The sequence below is a fragment of the Psychroserpens algicola genome, from assembly GCF_014526325.1.
In the GTDB taxonomy this organism is placed as follows: domain Bacteria; phylum Bacteroidota; class Bacteroidia; order Flavobacteriales; family Flavobacteriaceae; genus Psychroserpens; species Psychroserpens algicola.
The window spans coordinates 381781-401158 of sequence record NZ_JACNMJ010000002.1 but is presented as its reverse complement, the minus strand read 5'-3'; the positions used below and the strand labels follow the sequence as shown (position 1 = coordinate 401158).

20 protein-coding genes are annotated in these 19378 nt (G+C 35.1%); 16 read left to right on the top strand and 4 right to left on the bottom strand.

Annotated elements, in window-relative coordinates; all coding sequences use genetic code 11:
- Positions 1–1629 carry an acyl-CoA carboxylase subunit beta gene (locus H7350_RS07670; RefSeq protein WP_204345315.1) on the bottom strand — a complete coding sequence of 543 codons (1629 nt, stop codon included), beginning with the start codon at positions 1627–1629 and terminating at the stop codon, positions 1–3.
- Positions 1630–1772: 143 nt separating this feature from the next.
- Here H7350_RS07670 and H7350_RS07665 point away from each other — a divergent pair, with 143 nt between their 5' ends.
- The 8 genes from H7350_RS07665 (at position 1773) to ettA (ending at position 7045) form a co-directional block, all read left to right on the top strand.
- On the top strand, positions 1773–2129 hold the full coding sequence (locus H7350_RS07665; RefSeq protein ID WP_204345314.1) for a DoxX family protein: 357 nt from the start codon (positions 1773–1775) through the stop codon (positions 2127–2129).
- Between the two features lie 5 nt (positions 2130–2134).
- Entirely contained in the window at positions 2135–2665 is a 531-nt protein-coding gene (locus tag H7350_RS07660; RefSeq protein ID WP_204345313.1) for an NADPH-dependent FMN reductase, read from the top strand.
- A gap of 2 nt (positions 2666–2667) precedes the next feature.
- On the top strand, positions 2668–2949 hold the full coding sequence (locus tag H7350_RS07655; protein ID WP_204345312.1) for a GNAT family N-acetyltransferase: 282 nt from the start codon (positions 2668–2670) through the stop codon (positions 2947–2949).
- Between the two features lie 13 nt (positions 2950–2962).
- A complete protein-coding gene (locus H7350_RS07650) occupies positions 2963–3400 on the top strand; it encodes a MarR family winged helix-turn-helix transcriptional regulator (protein ID WP_204345311.1) in 438 nt (145 codons plus the stop codon).
- Between the two features lie 57 nt (positions 3401–3457).
- The gene (locus H7350_RS07645) at positions 3458–4330 is read left to right on the top strand and encodes a pirin family protein (RefSeq protein ID WP_204345310.1); all 873 of its coding nucleotides are present in this window, start codon (positions 3458–3460) and stop codon (positions 4328–4330) included.
- Between the two features lie 11 nt (positions 4331–4341).
- Positions 4342–5058 (top strand): pirin family protein, encoded by a 717-nt coding sequence (locus H7350_RS07640; RefSeq protein ID WP_204345309.1) that lies wholly within the window; start codon positions 4342–4344, stop codon positions 5056–5058.
- 113 nt (positions 5059–5171) lie between these two features.
- A complete protein-coding gene (locus H7350_RS07635; RefSeq protein ID WP_040249340.1) occupies positions 5172–5354 on the top strand; it encodes a CAL67264 family membrane protein in 183 nt (60 codons plus the stop codon).
- Positions 5354–7045, top strand: a complete 1692-nt coding sequence (gene ettA, locus H7350_RS07630) for an energy-dependent translational throttle protein EttA (RefSeq protein ID WP_204345308.1) — start codon at positions 5354–5356, stop codon at positions 7043–7045. Before H7350_RS07635 ends, ettA begins: the two co-directional genes overlap by 1 nt.
- 193 nt (positions 7046–7238) lie before the next feature.
- Here the strand turns inward: ettA and H7350_RS07625 are convergent, their stop codons facing one another.
- Positions 7239–7472, bottom strand: a complete 234-nt coding sequence (locus H7350_RS07625) for a hypothetical protein (protein WP_204345307.1) — start codon at positions 7470–7472, stop codon at positions 7239–7241.
- 100 nt (positions 7473–7572) lie between these two features.
- Positions 7573–8373: an MBL fold metallo-hydrolase gene (locus H7350_RS07620; protein ID WP_204345306.1), complete on the bottom strand. Its 801-nt coding sequence runs from the start codon at positions 8371–8373 to the stop codon at positions 7573–7575.
- Positions 8374–8544: 171 nt separating this feature from the next.
- Between H7350_RS07620 and H7350_RS07615 the strand changes: the two genes are divergently transcribed.
- From H7350_RS07615 to H7350_RS07580, 8 genes are all read left to right on the top strand, one after another.
- The gene (locus tag H7350_RS07615; protein WP_204345305.1) at positions 8545–9888 is read left to right on the top strand and encodes a coiled-coil domain-containing protein; all 1344 of its coding nucleotides are present in this window, start codon (positions 8545–8547) and stop codon (positions 9886–9888) included.
- Positions 9889–10014: 126 nt separating this feature from the next.
- On the top strand, positions 10015–10560 hold the full coding sequence (locus tag H7350_RS07610; protein ID WP_204345304.1) for a hypothetical protein: 546 nt from the start codon (positions 10015–10017) through the stop codon (positions 10558–10560).
- Positions 10561–10576: 16 nt separating this feature from the next.
- Positions 10577–11623: a hypothetical protein gene (locus tag H7350_RS07605; RefSeq protein WP_204345303.1), complete on the top strand. Its 1047-nt coding sequence runs from the start codon at positions 10577–10579 to the stop codon at positions 11621–11623.
- 68 nt (positions 11624–11691) lie between these two features.
- Entirely contained in the window at positions 11692–13653 is a 1962-nt protein-coding gene (locus H7350_RS07600) for an AAA family ATPase (RefSeq protein ID WP_204345302.1), read from the top strand.
- Positions 13637–14227 carry an NUDIX domain-containing protein gene (locus H7350_RS07595; RefSeq protein ID WP_204345301.1) on the top strand — a complete coding sequence of 197 codons (591 nt, stop codon included), beginning with the start codon at positions 13637–13639 and terminating at the stop codon, positions 14225–14227. Before H7350_RS07600 ends, H7350_RS07595 begins: the two co-directional genes overlap by 17 nt.
- 1 nt (position 14228) lies before the next feature.
- A complete protein-coding gene (locus tag H7350_RS07590; RefSeq protein ID WP_204345300.1) occupies positions 14229–15464 on the top strand; it encodes a DUF6638 family protein in 1236 nt (411 codons plus the stop codon).
- Between the two features lie 73 nt (positions 15465–15537).
- Entirely contained in the window at positions 15538–16074 is a 537-nt protein-coding gene (locus tag H7350_RS07585; RefSeq protein ID WP_204345299.1) for a hypothetical protein, read from the top strand.
- Positions 16075–16171: 97 nt separating this feature from the next.
- Positions 16172–17875, top strand: coding sequence for an energy-coupling factor transporter transmembrane component T family protein (locus H7350_RS07580; protein ID WP_204345298.1), 1704 nt, complete (start codon positions 16172–16174; stop codon positions 17873–17875).
- A 15-nt stretch (positions 17876–17890) separates the two neighbouring features.
- Here the strand turns inward: H7350_RS07580 and H7350_RS07575 are convergent, their stop codons facing one another.
- Positions 17891–19357 (bottom strand): hypothetical protein, encoded by a 1467-nt coding sequence (locus H7350_RS07575; RefSeq protein WP_204345297.1) that lies wholly within the window; start codon positions 19355–19357, stop codon positions 17891–17893.
- Positions 19358–19378: the final 21 nt, after the last annotated feature.

Below are 19378 nucleotides of genomic sequence, written 5' to 3'. Positions count from 1 at the left end.
TTACACTTGTAAAACACCCATATTGAATGGCTTTTCGATAGGAGCGTGGTTGGCAGCTTCAATACCCATGCTAATCCATGTTCTAGTATCCAACGGATCAATAACAGCATCTGTCCATATGCGAGCAGCTGCATAGTATGGAGACACCTGATTATCGTATCTGTTTTTTATCTTGTCAAACAGTTCCTTTTCTTTGTCTTCGGTAATGTTTTCCCCTTTTTTAAGAAGTGATGCTTTTTCGATTTGTAACAAAACTTTCGCCGCCGAATTTCCACTCATCACTGCTAATTCAGCACTTGGCCACGCCACTATAAGTCTTGGGTCGTAAGCTTTTCCACACATGGCATAATTACCTGCACCATAACTGTTTCCGATAACAATCGTAAATTTTGGAACCACCGAATTACTCACTGCATTTACCATTTTTGCACCATCCTTAATAATGCCGCCATGTTCAGATTTGCTTCCCACCATAAATCCGGTGACATCTTGTAAAAAGACTAACGGAATTTTTTTCTGGTTGCAATTAGCAATAAAACGTGTGGCTTTATCAGCACTGTCATTATAAATAACACCACCAAATTGCATTTCACCCTTTTTCGTTTTTACAAGCTTACGTTGATTAGCTACAATACCAACGGCCCAGCCATCAATTCGTGCATAGGCTGTAATAATGGTTTTTCCGTAGCCTTCTTTGTATTCATCAAATTCAGAATTATCAACAAGACGTTTGATAATCTCTTTCATATCGTATTGATCGGCTCTGGATCTTGGTAAAATTCCGAAAACATCTTGCGGATTTTCTTTTGGTTTTTTTGCAGCAACGCGATTAAAACCAGCGGTGTCATAATCACCAATTTTATCTATTAATCGCTGAATGGTTTCTAGAGCATCTTTGTCATCTTTTGCTTTGTAATCGGTAACACCAGAGATTTCACAATGCGTTGTTGCACCACCTAAGGTTTCATTATCAATGGTTTCTCCAATAGCCGCTTTTACTAAATAGCTTCCAGCTAGAAATATACTTCCGGTTTTATCTACAATTAAAGCCTCATCACTCATAATAGGGAGGTAAGCTCCACCAGCAACACAACTTCCCATAACAGCAGCGATTTGTGTTATGCCCATGCTACTCATTACAGCATTATTTCTAAATATGCGTCCGAAATGTTCTTTGTCAGGAAAAATTTCATCCTGCATTGGCAGATATACACCTGCTGAATCTACCAGATATATTATAGGTAAACGATTTTCGATGGCAATCTCCTGTGCGCGTAAATTCTTTTTTCCAGTAATAGGAAACCATGCTCCAGCTTTTACAGTAGCATCATTAGCAACAACGATACATTGCTTGCCTTTAACATATCCTATCTTAACAACAACGCCACCAGATGGACAACCACCATGGTCTTCATACATATTATCTCCAGCAAAAGCTCCAATTTCTACCGATGGTTTTTTAGAGTCTAAAAGATAATCGATACGCTCTCTAGCGGTCATTTTTCCTTTTGAATGGTGCTTCGCTATTCGTTTTTCGCCGCCACCGAGTTTAACTTGGGCTAAGCGTTTTTTTAAGTCGGAAAGGAGTAATTTATTGTGATCTTCGTTCTTATTGAAGTTTAAATCCATAATCTATTTTATTTCCCACGAATTTACAAAACCCTTAACGGATTAAAAAGCGAATATTTTGTTAAAATATATAACATGGAAATATATTCCTTGGAATATAAATTTTTTTATGCTATATTTGTACCAACAAAAACCATAATTACATGAAACGAGATAAAATTATTTTTTATGTAGCCACAGGATTATTGACTCTATTGATGTTATTTTCAGTGAGCATGTATTTTTTTAAACATGATGACGTATCAGTTATGTTTACAAATTTTGGATATCCAACTTACATTATTTATCCCTATGCAGTTGCTAAACTTTTAGGTTTAGTGGCATTGTGGAATCCAAATTTTAAAGTGATTAAAGAGTGGGCTTATGCAGGATTCTTTTTTGCATTTATATTAGCTTTCTTTGCGCACTATATGATTGGAGACGGAGAACAAACAGGTGCATTATTGGCATTAGTGCTATTAATCGTATCGTATATATTTAACAAAAGAATTAGCAAGTAATACTTATGAAACATATCATCACATTCGCAGGTAGTAATAGTAAAAACTCAATAAATAAAGAATTAGCAGTTTATGCTTCATCTCTGGTTGAAGACGTTGAAGTCACAGTTTTAGATTTGAATGATTTTGAATTGCCTATTTACGGCATCGATCACGAAGTTGCTCATGGTATACCAGAAAACGTTTACAAATTTTTAGAGCATATCAAATCTTCTGATGGAATTATTATTTCATTAGCTGAACACAACGGAGCTTACACCACAGCGTTTAAAAATCTTTTCGATTGGTTGTCCAGAGCAGAACAAAAAACATTTCTTGGGAAACCTATGTTACTAATGGCAACATCTCCTGGAGGTAGAGGAGGACAATCTGTTTTAGACATTGCTGGAGACAGGTTTCCGAGACACGATGCATCAATTGTCGCTAAATTTTCGTTACCTTCATTTGGGACAAATTTTCAAGACGGAAGTATTGTTAATGAAGATTTGAAAGCCCAATTGTTAAACGAAATAGAAGCGTTTAAAACATCTTTATAATTATGGAAATCAAACACGAATCTAACGGACAAAAAGGACGTTTTTATTACGAGGTTGATGGCGTAGAAAAAGCCCTAATGACTTACAGCTATGCTGGATCTGATAAAATTATTATCAATCATACCGAAGTTGACGCGTCTTTAAAAGGGCAAGGTATTGGCTATAAATTAGTAGAGGCATCAGTAGAATATGCCAGAGATAAACACATCAAAATATTACCTTTATGTCCTTTTGCAGCTGCTGTATTTAAGAAAAAACAGGAGTATAACGATACGTTATTTTAAATAAAAACAACTCATGGGAGATCTTTCTAAAGATATAAATTCAAGCTTTCCAAATAGTAAGGTTAAAGCATTATTGAACATCATTTATACGGCTAATTGGATAAATAGTCATCAAAATGCCTTTTTTAAACCTTTTGGAATTTCACCACAGCAATTTAATATTTTAAGGATTTTGCGAGGAGCAGGTGAGCCTATTAAAGTGCAAACCATTAAAGAACGTATGTTAGAACGTGCGCCTAATGCAACACGTTTAATGGATAAACTTTGTGATAAACACTTAATAGAGCGTTTGCCATGCCCAGACGATAGAAGAGTTGTACATATTAATATTACAACTAAGGGACTCGGATTATTAGATGAAATTGATAAAGATTTTAAAGACGATATCTTAAAGAATTTAACTGAAAAGGAAGCTGGTCAATTAAGTGATCTGCTCGATAAAATACGTTAGCGTATTTTTTTAACTAAATAGTTTCCATGGAAAATATTGAAATAAAACTATAATAAAATGAAACTAAATACAATACAAACAATAGGACGAAGTGATTTCGTAAATATGGGACCAATTAGATTGCGTCAACCTTTACCAACTTCAGAAATTGAAATGGTTGATCCATTTATTTTATTGCATCATTACGGACCATATCAAATCAGTGAAAAGAACAATCCGTTTGATTTAGGACCGCATCCACATAGAGGATTTGAACCTGTAACATTTTTAGTTCAAGGTGAGCAATTACATCGCGATTCATTAGGAAACGAAAGCGTGGTGAAAGCAGGTGATGTGAAATGGACAACTGCTGGTCGTGGTATAATTCATGCTGAAGGTCCGAATAAAACATTTGTAAAAAAAGGAGGGACTATTGAAGGCATTCAGTTGTGGCTAAATCTTCCTGCTGAAAAAAAGATGATTCAGCCTAATTATCAGCATGCAAAGCACGAGGAATTCAATGTGCTCATTTCCGAAGATAACAAAGTGGAAACCCGTATTATAGCTGGAGAATTTCAAAATACCTACGGAAAAATAGCAACACAAACGCCTGTAAATGCATTTATGATTACGGCTAAGTCAGGTGGAATTGAACAGATAAGGTTTAGTAATTCGCATAAAGGAATGCTATATCTTATAAAAGGAAAGGTTAGTGTTAACGACACCGAAATCTTAGAATTGAATGAACATCAACTCCTACAATTTCATCAGGATGGAGAAGGGTTTAAAATTGAAGCGCAAACGGATAGTACATTGCTGTTTCTGTCTGGAGAACCGTTTCATGAACCCGTTGCTACTTACGGACCTTATGTAATGAATACACAAACTGAATTGTTGGAAGCAATGCGAGATTACCAAATGGGTAAGATGGGATTTCTACCAGCACATTAATAATAAATGTTATGAAAACAATACTTCACAAATCAGATACCAGAGGGTATGTAAATCATGGATGGCTAAAATCTTACCATTCATTTAGTTTTGCTAGCTATCACAACGAAAAGCGTATGAATTTTGGAGCGCTTCGTGTGTTAAACGACGATGTTGTTCAACCTAAAATGGGATTTGGAACGCATCCTCATCAAAATATGGAAATTATTTCTATTCCGTTAAAAGGTGCTTTATCTCATAAAGATAGTATGGGAAATAAACGAGCGATTGAGGTTGGAGAAATTCAGGCGATGAGTGCTGGCACAGGGATTACACATTCTGAATTTAACGATAGTAAAACGGATGCTGTAAATTTTCTGCAGTTATGGATAATTCCTGAACAGAACAATGTTGCTCCAAACTATGAACAACGTGCATTTGCACCCGAAGGGAAACACAATAAACTGCAAACAGTTGTAGCTCCAAATGACAAGTTAGTGGGTGACGCTTTACCTATTCATCAGCAAGCTTATATGTATAGAAGTTATCTGGAGCAGGATAAAAGTATCGCTGTTAAATTGAAATCTAAAACTAACGGATTGTATATTTTTGTTGTTGAAGGCGCCGTAGAAGTTGGAGCAAACCAATTGGAAGCTAGAGACGCTATGGGTGTTTATGACACGGAGAATGTTGAAATTAAAGCAATTAATAATGCAGAATTAATTATTGTTGAAGTTCCAATGGATTAATATCACCTCAATCGATTAATAGCTAAAAAAAAGCATCTGATATAGGATGCTTTTTTTAGTTTAAAATCACGATATTTGTCTTTAGACTAACTATCTAAAATTAAGAAAAGAATATGGCAATGAATAAAAATACAGTGTTAGCTTGGGCTACCACGATAATGATAATTGTAGGATTAGGTTTAATAGCTCTTGGTGCATTTCGGTATGATGATGTTGCAGGTTGGGGATTTGCAGCAGTAGGTATTGGCTTTTTCGCTATAGCTTGGGTGTTTAATGCATTAAAAGGACGTGTGTGATGAGTGATGATAAAAAAGTAATTTTCTCAATGTCTGGTGTAACAAAGACATTTCAATCGGCTAATACACCAGTACTTAAAAACATTTATTTAAGCTTTTTTTACGGAGCAAAAATCGGAATCTTAGGTCTTAATGGTTCTGGTAAATCGACACTTCTTAAAATCATAGCAGGTGTTGATAAAAATTTTCAGGGTGATGTGGTCTTTTCACAAGATTATTCTGTTGGTTATTTAGAACAAGAGCCTCAATTGGATGATGAAAAAACGGTTATGGAAGTTGTTCGTGAAGGCGCTGCTGAAACTGTAGCTATTTTGGATGAATACAATAGTATCAATGACCAGTTTGGTTTAGAAGAAGTGTACAGCGATCCTGATAAAATGGAAAAGCTTATGAACCGACAAGCCGTACTTCAAGATCAGATTGACGCTGCGAATGCCTGGGAATTAGATACAAAATTAGAAATCGCCATGGATGCTCTGCGCACACCAGATGGCGACAAAAAAATTGGTGTATTATCTGGAGGTGAACGACGTCGTGTGGCACTTTGTCGTTTATTACTACAAGAGCCTGATGTATTACTGTTAGATGAGCCTACCAACCATTTAGATGCCGAATCGGTACATTGGTTAGAACATCATTTAGCCCAATATAAAGGAACAGTCATTGCAGTAACGCACGATAGGTATTTCTTAGATAATGTAGCGGGATGGATATTAGAGCTTGATCGCGGAGAAGGCATCCCTTGGAAAGGAAACTATTCGTCCTGGTTAGATCAAAAATCTAAGCGAATGGCACAAGAAAGCAAAACGGCTTCAAAACGTCAAAAAACTTTAGAACGAGAGTTAGAATGGGTACGTCAAGGTGCAAAAGGCAGACAAACCAAACAAAAAGCACGTTTAAAAAACTATGACAAACTCATGAGTCAGGATCAAAAACAGCTTGACGAAAAACTTGAAATTTATATTCCTAATGGTCCGCGTTTAGGAACCAATGTTATAGAAGCGAAAGGCGTGAGCAAAGGCTATGGCGATAAGTTACTCTATGAAGATTTAAACTTTAATCTTCCTCAAGCTGGAATTGTTGGTGTTATCGGACCAAATGGTGCTGGTAAAACGACCATTTTTAGAATGATTATGGGAGAAGAAACTCCAGATAAAGGTGAGTTTATTGTAGGTGAGACTGCAAAAATTGCCTATGTCGATCAAAAGCACGCCAATATAGATCCAGAAAAATCCATTTGGCAAAACTTTAGTGACGAGCAAGAATTAGTCATGATGGGAGGAAAGCAGGTGAACTCTAGAGCGTATTTAAGTCGCTTTAACTTTTCAGGAAGTGAGCAAAATAAGAAAGTAAATTTACTCTCAGGAGGTGAGCGTAACCGTTTGCATCTGGCAATGACTCTCAAGGAAGAGGGCAACGTGCTACTTTTGGATGAGCCTACAAATGATCTTGATGTGAATACATTACGAGCCTTAGAAGAAGGTCTGGAAAATTTTGCAGGTTGTGCTGTGGTTATTTCTCACGACAGATGGTTTTTAGATCGTATCTGTACACATATTTTAGCCTTTGAAGGAGATAGTCAGGTGTATTTCTTTGAAGGAAGTTTTTCAGACTATGAAGAAAATAAGAAAAAACGTCTGGGAGGTGATCTCATGCCAAAGCGTATTAAATATAAAAAGCTGGTTCGTTAAACCATTAAATTATAATAAAAAAGCCAGCAATCGCTGGTTTTTTTATTGTTTTTCTATTTGTTTGTGTAGTTTTTTGTTGTCTTTCTTTAAAGTACGAATTTTTATCAAATTCAAAACCAGTAATGCTAAAATGGTAATTAATGCTATTGACAATACACGTATTAGTCTTTCATTATCAGCAACATCTAACATATTAATTGTTATTGTTATCATATAAATGACCATCGGTAAAATCCTGGTAGCTTTTATCTATTTCAGATTTATAGAAGCTATTATCGGTTAATCGTTTGTTTTCTGCCTTTAACTTATACATCTTAATAATGGCTATCGCAATAAAAATTAAGAATATAGAAGCTGTTACGATGAGAACTATGGTAAGTTGCATCGTGCTTACAAGCGAAATATTTGAAGTATAAGTAGTTAGCATTACACTAGGTTTAATTTGATTTGGTCTTCAAATATACGATAATATTTAAAAAACAAGCTATTTATCTATAAAAAGTTACACTTAATCGATAAAATAGTTGTTATTCCTTATACCACTCCAATTGAATCACTTCAATTGTTTCGTCTCCTTGATTGATAAGTGTCTTAAATTTTTCTACATCACTATAGCCATCCGTTCCTCTATAATGATAAGGGTAAACCGTTTTTGGTTTAAATTCTAATACAGCTTCTGCAGCCTTATCAACAGTCATTGTATACGGTAAGTTCATACAAACGAAGGCCTTATCAATAGCTTCCAGTGCTCTCATTTCAGGAATATCTTCAGTATCACCTGAAATATAAATACGCTCACCAGCTACAGTAATAACATAGCCATTACCACGTCCTTTAGGATGAAACTTTAAGGCTTCTTCTCGTAAGTTATACATTGGTATGGCCTCAAATGTAAAATGATCAATTGTAGCCATTTCTCCATTATCTAAAACAACGTTTCGTTTCGTCTTTAAATCTTCAGGAAAAAGGTCGATTACAGCTTTTGGTGCAATAATCGTAGAAGCAGATAAATCTAAGGTCTTTAAGGTTTCAATACTGTAATGGTCTCCATGAATATCAGTAATCAGTACAATTTTAGGATTGGTATGTCCTTCAAAAGCTTCAGCGCCTCCTGTTGGATCAACATATAGTACATCTGTGCCATAAGTTAGTACCATTGTAGCGTGCGAAATGGGATGAATATTTAGTTGTTGTTCTTCAGAAACGGTTTCGGCAACCACATCCTTAGAGTTGGTTTCCATCGCATTGGTCGTTTCATTCTTGCTATCCGATTTACAAGACACAACAGCTAAGCATAATATAAGCAATACAAGATTTAAATGTTTCATAGTCGTAAAATTTTAAAACCTAAAGATAACGACAAATGGTTTCAGAATAAAGTTTGTAACAAAATATTATATTTTGATACTCATATTTTAAGCGTATTAAGTTTTTAAAATCATATTTTTTAACGAAATTGCTTGTCCTAAATATTGTTCAACTTTAATACACAACATAATATGTCTGATGATTTTGATTTATTAGAAACGAATTCCAACGAAAAAACTGAGAAAGTAGATGTAAATTGGGGAAAAGCTATAGACCAGATGAAGTCGAAGCTCGCCCAAGAGGATGATCCAGAAAGTCGTCAGAAAATCTTAAATGCCACCTTAGATAATGTTGTAGATATGGCCGAAAAAGACCGTTCTACGTTATTAGACGCTATTAAAGATTTAACCGATTATCAAGATGAGGTCGGAATTATGTTTGAAGGCTTTTCTGCACTAAATCCTGCTGAACAGAAAATCATCGATGATGCGATTAAGCGTCTCGAACGTGCTAAAATCGAATTAGAAGATGCCAATGCCAAACCTGATACATTCTGGAATAACCTTTTTGGAAGAAAAGGAAAAATCAAAAAGGCTGAAGAAGAATTAAAAGCAGCTCAAAAAGAACGAGATGCTTCCGATAATAAAGCTAAAGCCATGTTTCAGCAGCGTATCGAAAGTGCCGACGTACAAACTTTATTAAACGAACTTTCGTTTAAAAGTCAGGCAGCTATCAAGCGTCTTAAAGATCGGGAACTCGAAATCAAAGAAGTTGAAGAAAGCCTGAAAACAGCGATTGTTGAAGCGAGTAATAATCATACCAAAGCTTTAGAGAAAAAGAAGCAAGTTGAAGCGCAACTCGAAGAGCAATATGCTTTACTTAAGCAAGCACGTCAAGCTCTTGAGGAAGTTGCCGATAAGCAATCTACAGAGTATTCAGATGCTTTGGCTAAAGTGACTCAACTCGAGCAAAAAGTAGAAGAACTCGAAGGACTTAAAAACGCTTACACCACCTTAGCGGCTTCAAAAGATAGTTTCGTGCACAAGCATAATTTAACCATCAAAGTATTAACCTCTTTGCGTAGTAATTTACAAACGCATCGTGCTAAACTTAAAAGTGATACCGACGAGCGTTTAAAATATTATGACGGTTATGTTGTGGCTTTAAAGGCGCGTACAGACCAGGAATTTGCTGCAATTTTAGAACATTTAGGTGTTAAAACCGATGAACATATTGGAGAAACTCTAGCGGCTATGCATACAGCAAGTGCTAAAGCGCGTCAGGAAATGATGGACAATATTCCTGTTCATGAAAAAGTTATGCAAGGCGTTTATGGCAGTTATGCTGAAGCTTTAAAAGAAATTAGAACAAAGGATTCTGAAATTCAGAAAAATTTTGCAGACCGCTATGGTATTGATATGAAAGAGATTTTTGATGAATATTACAGTGCCGATCCAAATGCACCATCAGATGGAGGAGGTGAGCCAGAAGGTGAGCCAAAACCAGAATCTAACGACGACGATTTATTGTCTTAATATAATGATGGCGTTCCCAAACCATCCCGTATTCTCGCGATGGTTTGGGCAGGCTTTCCACTATATCTTTTTTCTAAAAAACGAAAAAAGGATGCCGTATCAATCCTTAACGCAAAGGCGCAGATAATGGAAAACTTTCTAAGAAACATAAAACTAATAGACGACTTTACAACAGAAATGAATATTTCTAAATCAGAATTTATTTCAAGATTAAAACGTCAAGTTGATGAGTCTTCTCTTGGTGTGTTCTCAGATTTTGGAGATGTATTTTCATCGAGCAAAAATGAATATAAAGGCGTGGTTAATTACGATGGATTTAAGTTCAAAAGAAAACGACGTTTCTTTGATACAAAAATGAATGTAGCTACAGTGTCTGGTAACTACAGGCAGGTTTCTGATACATTGATAATTGAAAGCCAGATTACCGGATTTACAGGAATCATCATGTTTTTTTTCATTTTCGCAATGCTGATTTATACTGTTTTTATCATGACTTTTATCTTTGGAACTGCAGGAGGTGATAAACCGTTTTATATGATTCCTTTTATTGCATTACATGCCTTGTTGATGTTTGGGATTCCCTATTTCATTATAAGACGAAGTGTCAAACGATTTAAATATGATTTAGAACGTGAGTTTCATTACATCGCATCAAAACCCTTAAATTCTTAATATTCAAGATTAATAAATGATTGTAACACCATTAGATTCAGCTGTATTAGACTCTAAAGAGCAATATGTTTTCTATCATAAAATGATAGACTTTGCGCTTAAAGAACTAATCGTTGCTGTTCAACAACAACACATCCTTAATGAGAAAGAAGTCCTTTTATTTAAGCAGTATTGTGATTTGTTGTTGTATTCTATCGAAGCCATGCGTGTCAAATATATGTATGACGAAGAGGAGAATATGAAGGTCGATTTAACCGATTCGGGATTTCCTAATTATCTGGAGTTTCGCTATTTGTTTAACGACTTGGGATTACGTGAAGATTATTTAGGTAAACTAACCAATGTTGATGCTTTAAAAGAAGAGTTTTTAGATACATTGTTACGTAAAAAAGAACCAATTGCTAAGCGAAAATTGTTTCAGGCAGCCTCTATAGTTTATTACAAGTCGGCCAAAAAAGAATACATTTTTAATCGGTTTGTTCAGGGTAAAATTATTGACGCACCTCAAGGCGCTCCCGGACAATATTTAGTAAGCTGGAGTTTTTATGAGGTCTCACACAACCGACCGTTTATTTGCTATATGTACTTTAACTACGATGGTAGTCATCCGCATAAAGAACGGGAAGATATCTATTATGCATTAAAAACAGTTGCCGATAGAGAATTAGCATTAGATATGATGGCCTATGCCATCGATAAGCGTTTACCTAAAGTATTTCCTAAGTTAATAAAACGTGTGGATTTAGGACCCATTCATAACGTATTTGCTAAAGATGAAAATAAAGTGACTCATGCTATTTTAGAAGGTATTGCTAAAAAAACAATTCCTTTAGAATCCTATGCTATTTCATTCAAAATAGATGAAGTAAGCTCAAGTAGCGAATTTAAAGAAGGTAGCTTTTTTAGTAAACAAACATTTCAAAAATGGGATACTGTCTTTAAACAACGCTATGTGTTTGCACCACATAGAATCATACAATTGCTATATAACAAAACTCCTGAAATCATGAATAAACTCGCTAAAGCGCCTATTCAGATTGCAGATTTAATAAATAATAAATAATAAAATAACAGTCTCAGTTCTAGTATATCATACTGGAAAACTCTGACAGTCTATTGAAGATTCAACATATGGAACACAACTCAACATTTCCTATAAAACAAAACGAACTCGATATGCTTCGTGATGAAGCTACATCATATATTAAAAGCATCCAATGGGAGCAAGGACAACGAGCAAAAAATAAAGACAAAGATGCCAATGATGAATCCATTTTATTGTACTTGTCTCGCGCAAAAGGAAATGGTGGGACAAGTGTGACATCTGTCTCAAAAACAATTCTCGAATTAAAGAAGCGTTTATTGCCAGAGTCTATCGCTATTCCAATTCACTTAAATCAGACGCTTTATGCTGTTCAGGAAGGAATCACTTTAGGGATTTGGATTAAAGACAGCTACTATGATGCCTCAGGATTATCGAGTTTGTCCGAAAACAAATCGGCTTTAGATAATTCTGGAAAGCGTGAATATGAAAGTAAAATGCAAACCGGAACCGCATTTATGTTGTTTGCAACAGCCTATAAAATTTTACACGATCTAAAACCTATTGCTTCTGATGATTTAAGCGTTATGAAAAATAAGTTTGCAGGTATTCCTGAGGTGTCACTTATGACACCTTTAAAAGGGATTTCTTGTGCCTTGTTCTATTATGATAAGTATTTAGGACATCCTGAAATTATCAAATCTGATAAAGATGTTATTGATTTTACTGTGGTGTATTTTGAAGCTTTAATTGCTGAAATCCAAATGCGAAAAAGTAGTTTGGAATATACCGAAACAGTTGTCGATAGAACTTACAAACTCGAAAAATCAGATTTTGCTGTATCTGGTTGGGATAATGTATTTCAAGGTGCAGCAAAAAGCGTTGAGTTTAATAAAATTCAGTTTGAGCAAATCGTTGGAAACAGAGATGCAAAACACTTTGCGCGTCGTTTAACCGAACGTATGCTGAGTTATGATTTTGATGCTAAGAAAAATCCGTTTCAGGAGTTAGGCGGATTTATGCCTGTATTTATGGGTTATGGAATTCCGGGAACTGGAAAAAGTATGTTGATTGCTGCTATTGCAACTCGTCTTAAAGAACATTGTGACAACTTAGACATTCCGTTTTTGTTTCACCCAATGCCAGATACTTTAATTTCTACGTTTCAAGGTGGTTCGGCCGAAAAAATGGTCGAGTGGATGAAACCCTTACAGGATCCTTCAAAACTAATATTTGCGCCTATTGATGATGCTGAAAACAACTTACAGGAACGTACAGCTCAGGGCGTTTCCGCAGGTGTTAAAGAAGTAATTGGAGTGTTTTTGAGATACACCGAAGGTGCTTATGCAGTGAACTACGGAAATAGTTCTATAGGATTATTTACGAATCTTCCCGAAATGCTAGATAAAGCGGTCATCTCTCGTGTACAGGGACGTTTTAAAATTGATGGTGCGCGTACAGAACATGACTTTTTAGATCAGGATCATTTATGGTGGCGTAAACTGGATACAACAATGCCAGACTTTGTAAATATGCAAGGCCCAGAAAATTATAGCTATTTGCAAGATCAAGGCTTGGCAAAAAATATGGGAGAAATCTTAAACGTGTCTGATAAACCTACAGAAGAGCGTGTATTAGAAGCTTATGATAAAACCGAAAAGCATTTTAAAACCAATCAACACTTGTTTTATGCACATCTGTATAAGGAAATTCAGAAGCTGTTTCCATTTTTCTCGTCTCGTGACGTACGAAATATCCAAAGTGCTGTGTCCTTGCGTTTAACAGATTTTGATTTGGAAGAAGACTGGTTTGAGAATCCGGATTTCTATTTCAAAAAAGATTATGAAACCAAGTTTAATATGTTGCAGGAATTAATGCGAGCGAATATGAAAGGCTTAGATTTTTCTGAAATCCGCCGACAAGAAGTGGTGCGTTATCTCGATAATGTTGCTACCATTGCCGATACCGATTTTAAACGAAAAGTCGATGCCAGAGTTAATCAGTTAAATATCGATTTGGAAGCTAGAGCGCAATTTGGAAAACAAGATTAATCATATTAAACACATAAAAGAAACCGTACTTTCTGATCAGCATTACATCCTTAAAAAGTTGTCTTTTGATTATATGACAAGCGATGGCAAATGGGAGAGACAGCATCGGGAGGTTTATAATAGAGGAGATGGTGCTGGTATACTCTTGTATAACCGTAAGAAGAAAACGGTACTATTGATAAAACAATTTAGAATGCCAGCATATTTGAATGGTGCTAAAGATGGTTTTATAAATGAAATTTGTGGTGGTTTATTAGATGATGATGATCCCGAAACCTGTATTATGAGAGAAGTTAGGGAAGAACTAGGTTTTGAAATTAGTACAGTGAAAAAAGTTTATGAAGGGTTTTCTTCTCCTGGTGTGCTGACTGAAAAAATGCATTTTTTTATCGCTGAATACACAGATGAAATGAAAGTAGATTCTGGAGGCGGATTAGCAACCGAACAAGAAGATATTGAGGTTTTAGAAATCCCGTATTCTGAAGCGATAGATATGCTAAATAATGGAAAAATTATAGATACCAGAACAATTGTATTATTACAATATTTACAAATTCATAAGGTGTTAGACTAAAATGGACAAACTAAAATTAGCCAATTTATATAGAAGCGAATTAATTCCCGTTAGCGGAAAGCTAGTTGAGCGTTATAATAAATGCCTTAAAAAATTGGGATTTGCCGAAACAAAACTGACGCATTTTTCAATAGACGGCATAGGTTGGAGCCCTGAAATAGCTGAAGAAAAAAACGATGAGAACTACTTGTGTAATGGCGAATCTAATCCGCATGGAATTATAATATCTCCTTTGCAAAATAAAAAGCCAGTTTATTTACCATATCATACATTTGACAGGGAAATGATGCAATTGGTTTTTAAAACGCATGGAGAAAAAATCAACGATATCACGCGTGATTCTGCGATTTGTATTGATTTTGATCAGAATATCGATACATTTTATGAGCCTTTAGACGTACTTAGATATCAGATAGTAACTATTAAATTTCATCTTATTGATAATTTAGATCATGTGAGAGATGAGCAATTAGTGCTTATCGAGAAATTTAAAGCAGGTAATAATTTTATCGATGAAGAAATTCACAATAAACTACTGGAGTCGGCTTCAAAATATGGTGATTTAAGAGAGCGAGATTTAAGTTTGAGATCTGTTAATTATGTCACCGATTCATTTTATACAAAATCTTTTGGAGGTGTCTTTGTACTTCGTGATTTTATCACGCCAATTGTTGTTTTTGAAGATATGAAGTGGTACAAAGAAGCCATTAAAGATACATTGCATGAAGTGATGATTTTTCACATTTCGCAACCAGAACTTATGGAAAAACTTCGCGATCATATTATTATTGCCTATGATTTGGAGGAGATTGTAAAAACGAAGCGTTACGAACGGATTAAGAAATTTGAGTTTGCCAGACATTTAAAAGATACGCAGCATCCTATAAGTGATATTCTAAATGATCCCTTATTATTTAAAAGTTATTTAAACAAAGTGGATATCGATACACGAAAAAAGATCATGAGTGTAGAGCGCTACTTAGAAAAATTAGAAACCAGTAACCAATATAAAATTGTAGATATTGTAGATGACGATTTGTTCGAGGCTATGCACGAACCGCATTCGAGCTTGCATCCAACACATCAGGATTTAATTTGGAAACTACTGGTAAATATTGCTCCTAAAGATGTATTATTTATGTATTGGTATGATAAACAGGAGTTTTATAAACAATATAAAACTTGGGATGCGTCGTTACAGGATTGGGTTATTCAAACAATTCGTAACAATATATAATAAAATTAGACTAATTTAGTAGAACGTTTTGCTCAATACTTCTTTAAGTATTTTGCAGACTAAATCAAAAACTATGGGACTAGAGTTAATTATATTTATTTCAGCTATTCTCTTCGGAATCTTTTTATACTGGAGAGAATCTAATGGCAATGGTGTTTACCGTTTTGTTAATAAAATAGTAAATAGTAAAGAATTGCAAATGGCACCCGAAAGTAAAAAAGGGTTTATCTATCAACAAGCATTTTTACCTCGTCTTATTTTTGTTGTAACTTTAGTTTTAGTGGCTGCATTAATTGTTGAGTTTTTGACGCCAATTTCAGTCTTTGGTAGTTATCAGGGCATTTCTTCTTTTGCATCATTTGCTGTAGGAACACTTTTAGGAACTTATGTAGCTAATTTCGTTCTAAAGTCTAGCGCTGTACTCGAAGAGCAAAGTGAATCCTTAGAGGATAAATTAGAAAATGTTGTTGAAAAAGGTAAAGACTTTATAGAAGATTTAAAAACAAAAGACGCTAAGGTTGTCGAAGAAGCAAAAGCAGAGATTAAAACAGAACCTAAAGCTGATGGTAAATCTGCACGTGACCGACTAAAAGATAAGGGTCTTATGTAATGGAGGTTCATTCTGAACTCGTTTCAGAATCTCATCATTTATATTTTTAAACTAACATATGTTCTGTTTGCATAGAACTAATTAATTCAAGTTTTCAATGATTAAATCATACTGGAACAAAGGAAAAAAACAAAAATTCATCACCATTTTTGTAAGCCTCATACTAATTATTGCGCTATTTATGTTTCGCGATGATTACCAACCTGCCTTATTATTTCTTCGGAAATATATATTCGTCATTATTTTAAGTCTGTTGGTTTTGTTTTTCGGACTTCGAAAATTCCGTAGTTCTGAAAGTACAGGAAAACGCTTAGGAATTCTTGCTCTACTCATTGGGTTTTTTGCACTTATTTATGTGGTAGGATGGCATTTAAAGCTCTATGATTATATGAAAACCTATAATGTTTTCAATGATTTAAATAAAGTTGAAATCAATGACTTGCCTTTAACTCAAAATGAGCGTATTCAGCCGTTGCGAAATATCTTTTCGATGGCTAACGAAAGTGTTGGAGAAACAAAAGACGTGTCCTTACCACATCTAGTCCGTGTTGATAATGAAAACAAATGGACTATGGCCATTCAGCCTAGTGAAAAATACGTCATGCAGCAAATTAGTGATAATACTGAAGAAGTGTTTGCTGTGAGTAGTACAACACCTTTTCCAAGGTTTTCTAATGAAAATCGAATTCCTGTAACCTTTTCTATTGGTGAATCATTAAAGTTTAGTAGGAATACATATAACGCTGTAGTGCAGCGTTTTAATCCATGGATGTTATTTAACTACGAGCCGAGCGATACCTTTTATATGAAAAATGATTCTGGTGATTGGGTACAAGTTGTGAGTTTAATTAAATGGAAAGGTTTCTTTTTTCCTTATCCAAGCTTTGGAGGTGTGATGATTATCGATAGCGGCGAACACGATTTTAATGATTATATGGAGCGTATTACCATAGGTAAAGGCACTTTTGTTAGTCCAGATGAGATTAAAAATTATCCGTTTTTAAATAAACAAAATACGTTAGCTGAAAAAGTATCTCAATTACAAGCTGAATCTCTAAAATTCTTAGGCGGATTTAGCGATCCTTTACCCTGGAATATGGAGACTGCAGTTAAAATTCCGTTGATGCCAAAAGATCAGAACCAGCAGCCTTATGTGACAGATTTTGATTTTGCTGGTAGCAATTCTGATGCTTATAGCGGATTGTATCACTGGTTTGGTTTAGAACCAGTAGGCGATGAACGTACGAGTTTAAGCTACAGTGTATTTATTCCTGCCGATGGTACAGATAAAATGTATTATTATGATCATGCGACTAAAAAGCAAGGCTATGCTGGAGTTTCTGCAATGCCTTTAAAAGTAAAAGAGTCTCGTAAAGAATACGACTGGAATGCAAGTACACCAGTAGAGTTTAGACCATATATTAAAGATATTGCAGGAAGAAAACGTATGTTTTTCCTCGGAACTATTTCTTCTATAAGTGATACAGATGCCAAACAATTTGATGGCTCAGCTACACCTGATTTAGTATTGATAGATAGTGAATATCGTGACGTTATCTGGATTGACGTAAAACATCCTAGTACTTGGGACAAGGAAGTTTACGATCAATTAAGTGAAGCCTGGAGAGCGAGCGAAGGTATAGGCTATTTTTATCAAGATGATCTTATGGATGAAGACTTAATGATACAGCAGGCTGTAGATTCGATTATGGCGATACCACAAGTCAATCAAAATAAAGATGAAATCGAACGCCTAAAAAGAAAGCTAGATTCTTTACAGGCTATAGAAGACCAAGACTAAAATATTTTAAGGCCTCTATTGTGCATATCCAAACGTAAAACTAAAATCAGTAGTGATCGTAGTATCAATACTTTTGGTAACGTACTTAACCGTTGCAAATGTATGGCAACTGATACATGATGATCCCTCTTGCATATAAGTTTCAGCAGTTGTATTAGCTAGCAATGAAGGTGCATTAATCTTTATCGCTGGAGGCGCTCCATCTGTTGGCACCATCCATTGGGTTCCAATAAGTTTATAATTGGCAAACACCGAACCTGATTCAGATAATTTAGACTGCCATAAATCATTAAGTTGTTCTGTGCAATAATAAACAGGATATACACGTGTCACTTGAGTTCCAAATGTTTTATGATCTGCTTCTCCAGCAATTGAAACACCATAAGGTTTAGCATAAGGCGCAGTTGTATTCCATTTGTAAACAGTATCATTTGACGCTGTAATATCTCTGGGAAAAATATGACTAGGAGGTTGGTTAACCGGACAGTTTAAACATTCTGAATTGTAAAATGACCAGTTAGTCTCCTGATTGGTTTGCGCCTGCTGAATATTATCTGGAACGTTATCAACATGCTCGAATGTGGTCCATATCCAGTTCTGAAATTTTTCAGTTTTCCTTAATATATGTAACCCAACCAGACCTATAGTTGCTTTAAATGTAAAGGATTGTCCAGATACACTATTTTCTGAAGACACATATATTGTTGCGTCCTGCGTATAGTATTTACTTAAATCATCACCTTTGGTCGCATCCAGTATTCTCCAGCTTGCTTTTATTTCTATAGCACCTTCTTTTGTTGTGGTATTAACAGGAAGCTCAATAGATGTTTTAGAGTCATGAACATAATTGTAAATATCTTCTTTTGTTGTCAAATTATTTGATGCGATATAGGCTTCTTCTACAGCATTCATTTTGACTTCATATACCACAAAATTTAAGTTTTTGTCTATCAATGGAAAATCGTCAGCTTCTAAAAATCCGTTGACATTTAATGCATTTGAAACTTTAGAGTTTTGAGATATGACCTTAGCCATTGGATGGCTTGATTTTAGATTTTTTAATTCGGAATGGTCTGCACTAAATACTTTAGAGGCATCCGTAAAACGTTCCCAAACTCTTAACGAATCTTGGTAATCTGTTATACTTGAGCCTATTGCATTTCCTGAAGCATCAGAAGCCCAGTTGAGTGCGACAAAACTCTGCCATGAGAAATTATCAAATGATGGCTGAATGTCTGGAGTTAATACAGACGAATATCCATTTTCGAAATTTCCGTTGTTTCCTCCTAAAAAATAGACATCTAATGGTATATTCGAACAAAAACTATCGGTTTTGTCTTTACAAAAATGAATAGAATCCATTGTAGGGCAAGTGTTATCAACTACTGGCCCCGAACTAGCTATATATTCAGATGGCTTGGTTGATGTATTACAAGAGAAGATAAAACCTACAAAAAGTATTATAATAAATAAGTGTTTCATGATGAATTTTAGAGTGTTGAT

What these genes read in the sequence shown, in the direction of transcription:
- H7350_RS07670 (WP_204345315.1), bottom strand. Translation starts at nt 1,629, where the DNA reads ATGGATTTAAACTTCAATAAGAACGAAGATCACAATAAATTACTCCTT.
- H7350_RS07665 (WP_204345314.1), top strand. Translation starts at nt 1,773, where the DNA reads ATGAAACGAGATAAAATTATTTTTTATGTAGCCACAGGATTATTGACT.
- H7350_RS07660 (WP_204345313.1), top strand. Translation starts at nt 2,135, where the DNA reads ATGAAACATATCATCACATTCGCAGGTAGTAATAGTAAAAACTCAATA.
- H7350_RS07655 (WP_204345312.1), top strand. Translation starts at nt 2,668, where the DNA reads ATGGAAATCAAACACGAATCTAACGGACAAAAAGGACGTTTTTATTAC.
- H7350_RS07650 (WP_204345311.1), top strand. Translation starts at nt 2,963, where the DNA reads ATGGGAGATCTTTCTAAAGATATAAATTCAAGCTTTCCAAATAGTAAG.
- H7350_RS07645 (WP_204345310.1), top strand. Translation starts at nt 3,458, where the DNA reads ATGAAACTAAATACAATACAAACAATAGGACGAAGTGATTTCGTAAAT.
- H7350_RS07640 (WP_204345309.1), top strand. Translation starts at nt 4,342, where the DNA reads ATGAAAACAATACTTCACAAATCAGATACCAGAGGGTATGTAAATCAT.
- H7350_RS07635 (WP_040249340.1), top strand. Translation starts at nt 5,172, where the DNA reads ATGGCAATGAATAAAAATACAGTGTTAGCTTGGGCTACCACGATAATG.
- ettA (WP_204345308.1), top strand. Translation starts at nt 5,354, where the DNA reads ATGAGTGATGATAAAAAAGTAATTTTCTCAATGTCTGGTGTAACAAAG.
- H7350_RS07625 (WP_204345307.1), bottom strand. Translation starts at nt 7,472, where the DNA reads ATGCTAACTACTTATACTTCAAATATTTCGCTTGTAAGCACGATGCAA.
- H7350_RS07620 (WP_204345306.1), bottom strand. Translation starts at nt 8,373, where the DNA reads ATGAAACATTTAAATCTTGTATTGCTTATATTATGCTTAGCTGTTGTG.
- H7350_RS07615 (WP_204345305.1), top strand. Translation starts at nt 8,545, where the DNA reads ATGTCTGATGATTTTGATTTATTAGAAACGAATTCCAACGAAAAAACT.
- H7350_RS07610 (WP_204345304.1), top strand. Translation starts at nt 10,015, where the DNA reads ATGGAAAACTTTCTAAGAAACATAAAACTAATAGACGACTTTACAACA.
- H7350_RS07605 (WP_204345303.1), top strand. Translation starts at nt 10,577, where the DNA reads ATGATTGTAACACCATTAGATTCAGCTGTATTAGACTCTAAAGAGCAA.
- H7350_RS07600 (WP_204345302.1), top strand. Translation starts at nt 11,692, where the DNA reads ATGGAACACAACTCAACATTTCCTATAAAACAAAACGAACTCGATATG.
- H7350_RS07590 (WP_204345300.1), top strand. Translation starts at nt 14,229, where the DNA reads ATGGACAAACTAAAATTAGCCAATTTATATAGAAGCGAATTAATTCCC.
- H7350_RS07585 (WP_204345299.1), top strand. Translation starts at nt 15,538, where the DNA reads ATGGGACTAGAGTTAATTATATTTATTTCAGCTATTCTCTTCGGAATC.
- H7350_RS07580 (WP_204345298.1), top strand. Translation starts at nt 16,172, where the DNA reads ATGATTAAATCATACTGGAACAAAGGAAAAAAACAAAAATTCATCACC.
- H7350_RS07575 (WP_204345297.1), bottom strand. Translation starts at nt 19,357, where the DNA reads ATGAAACACTTATTTATTATAATACTTTTTGTAGGTTTTATCTTCTCT.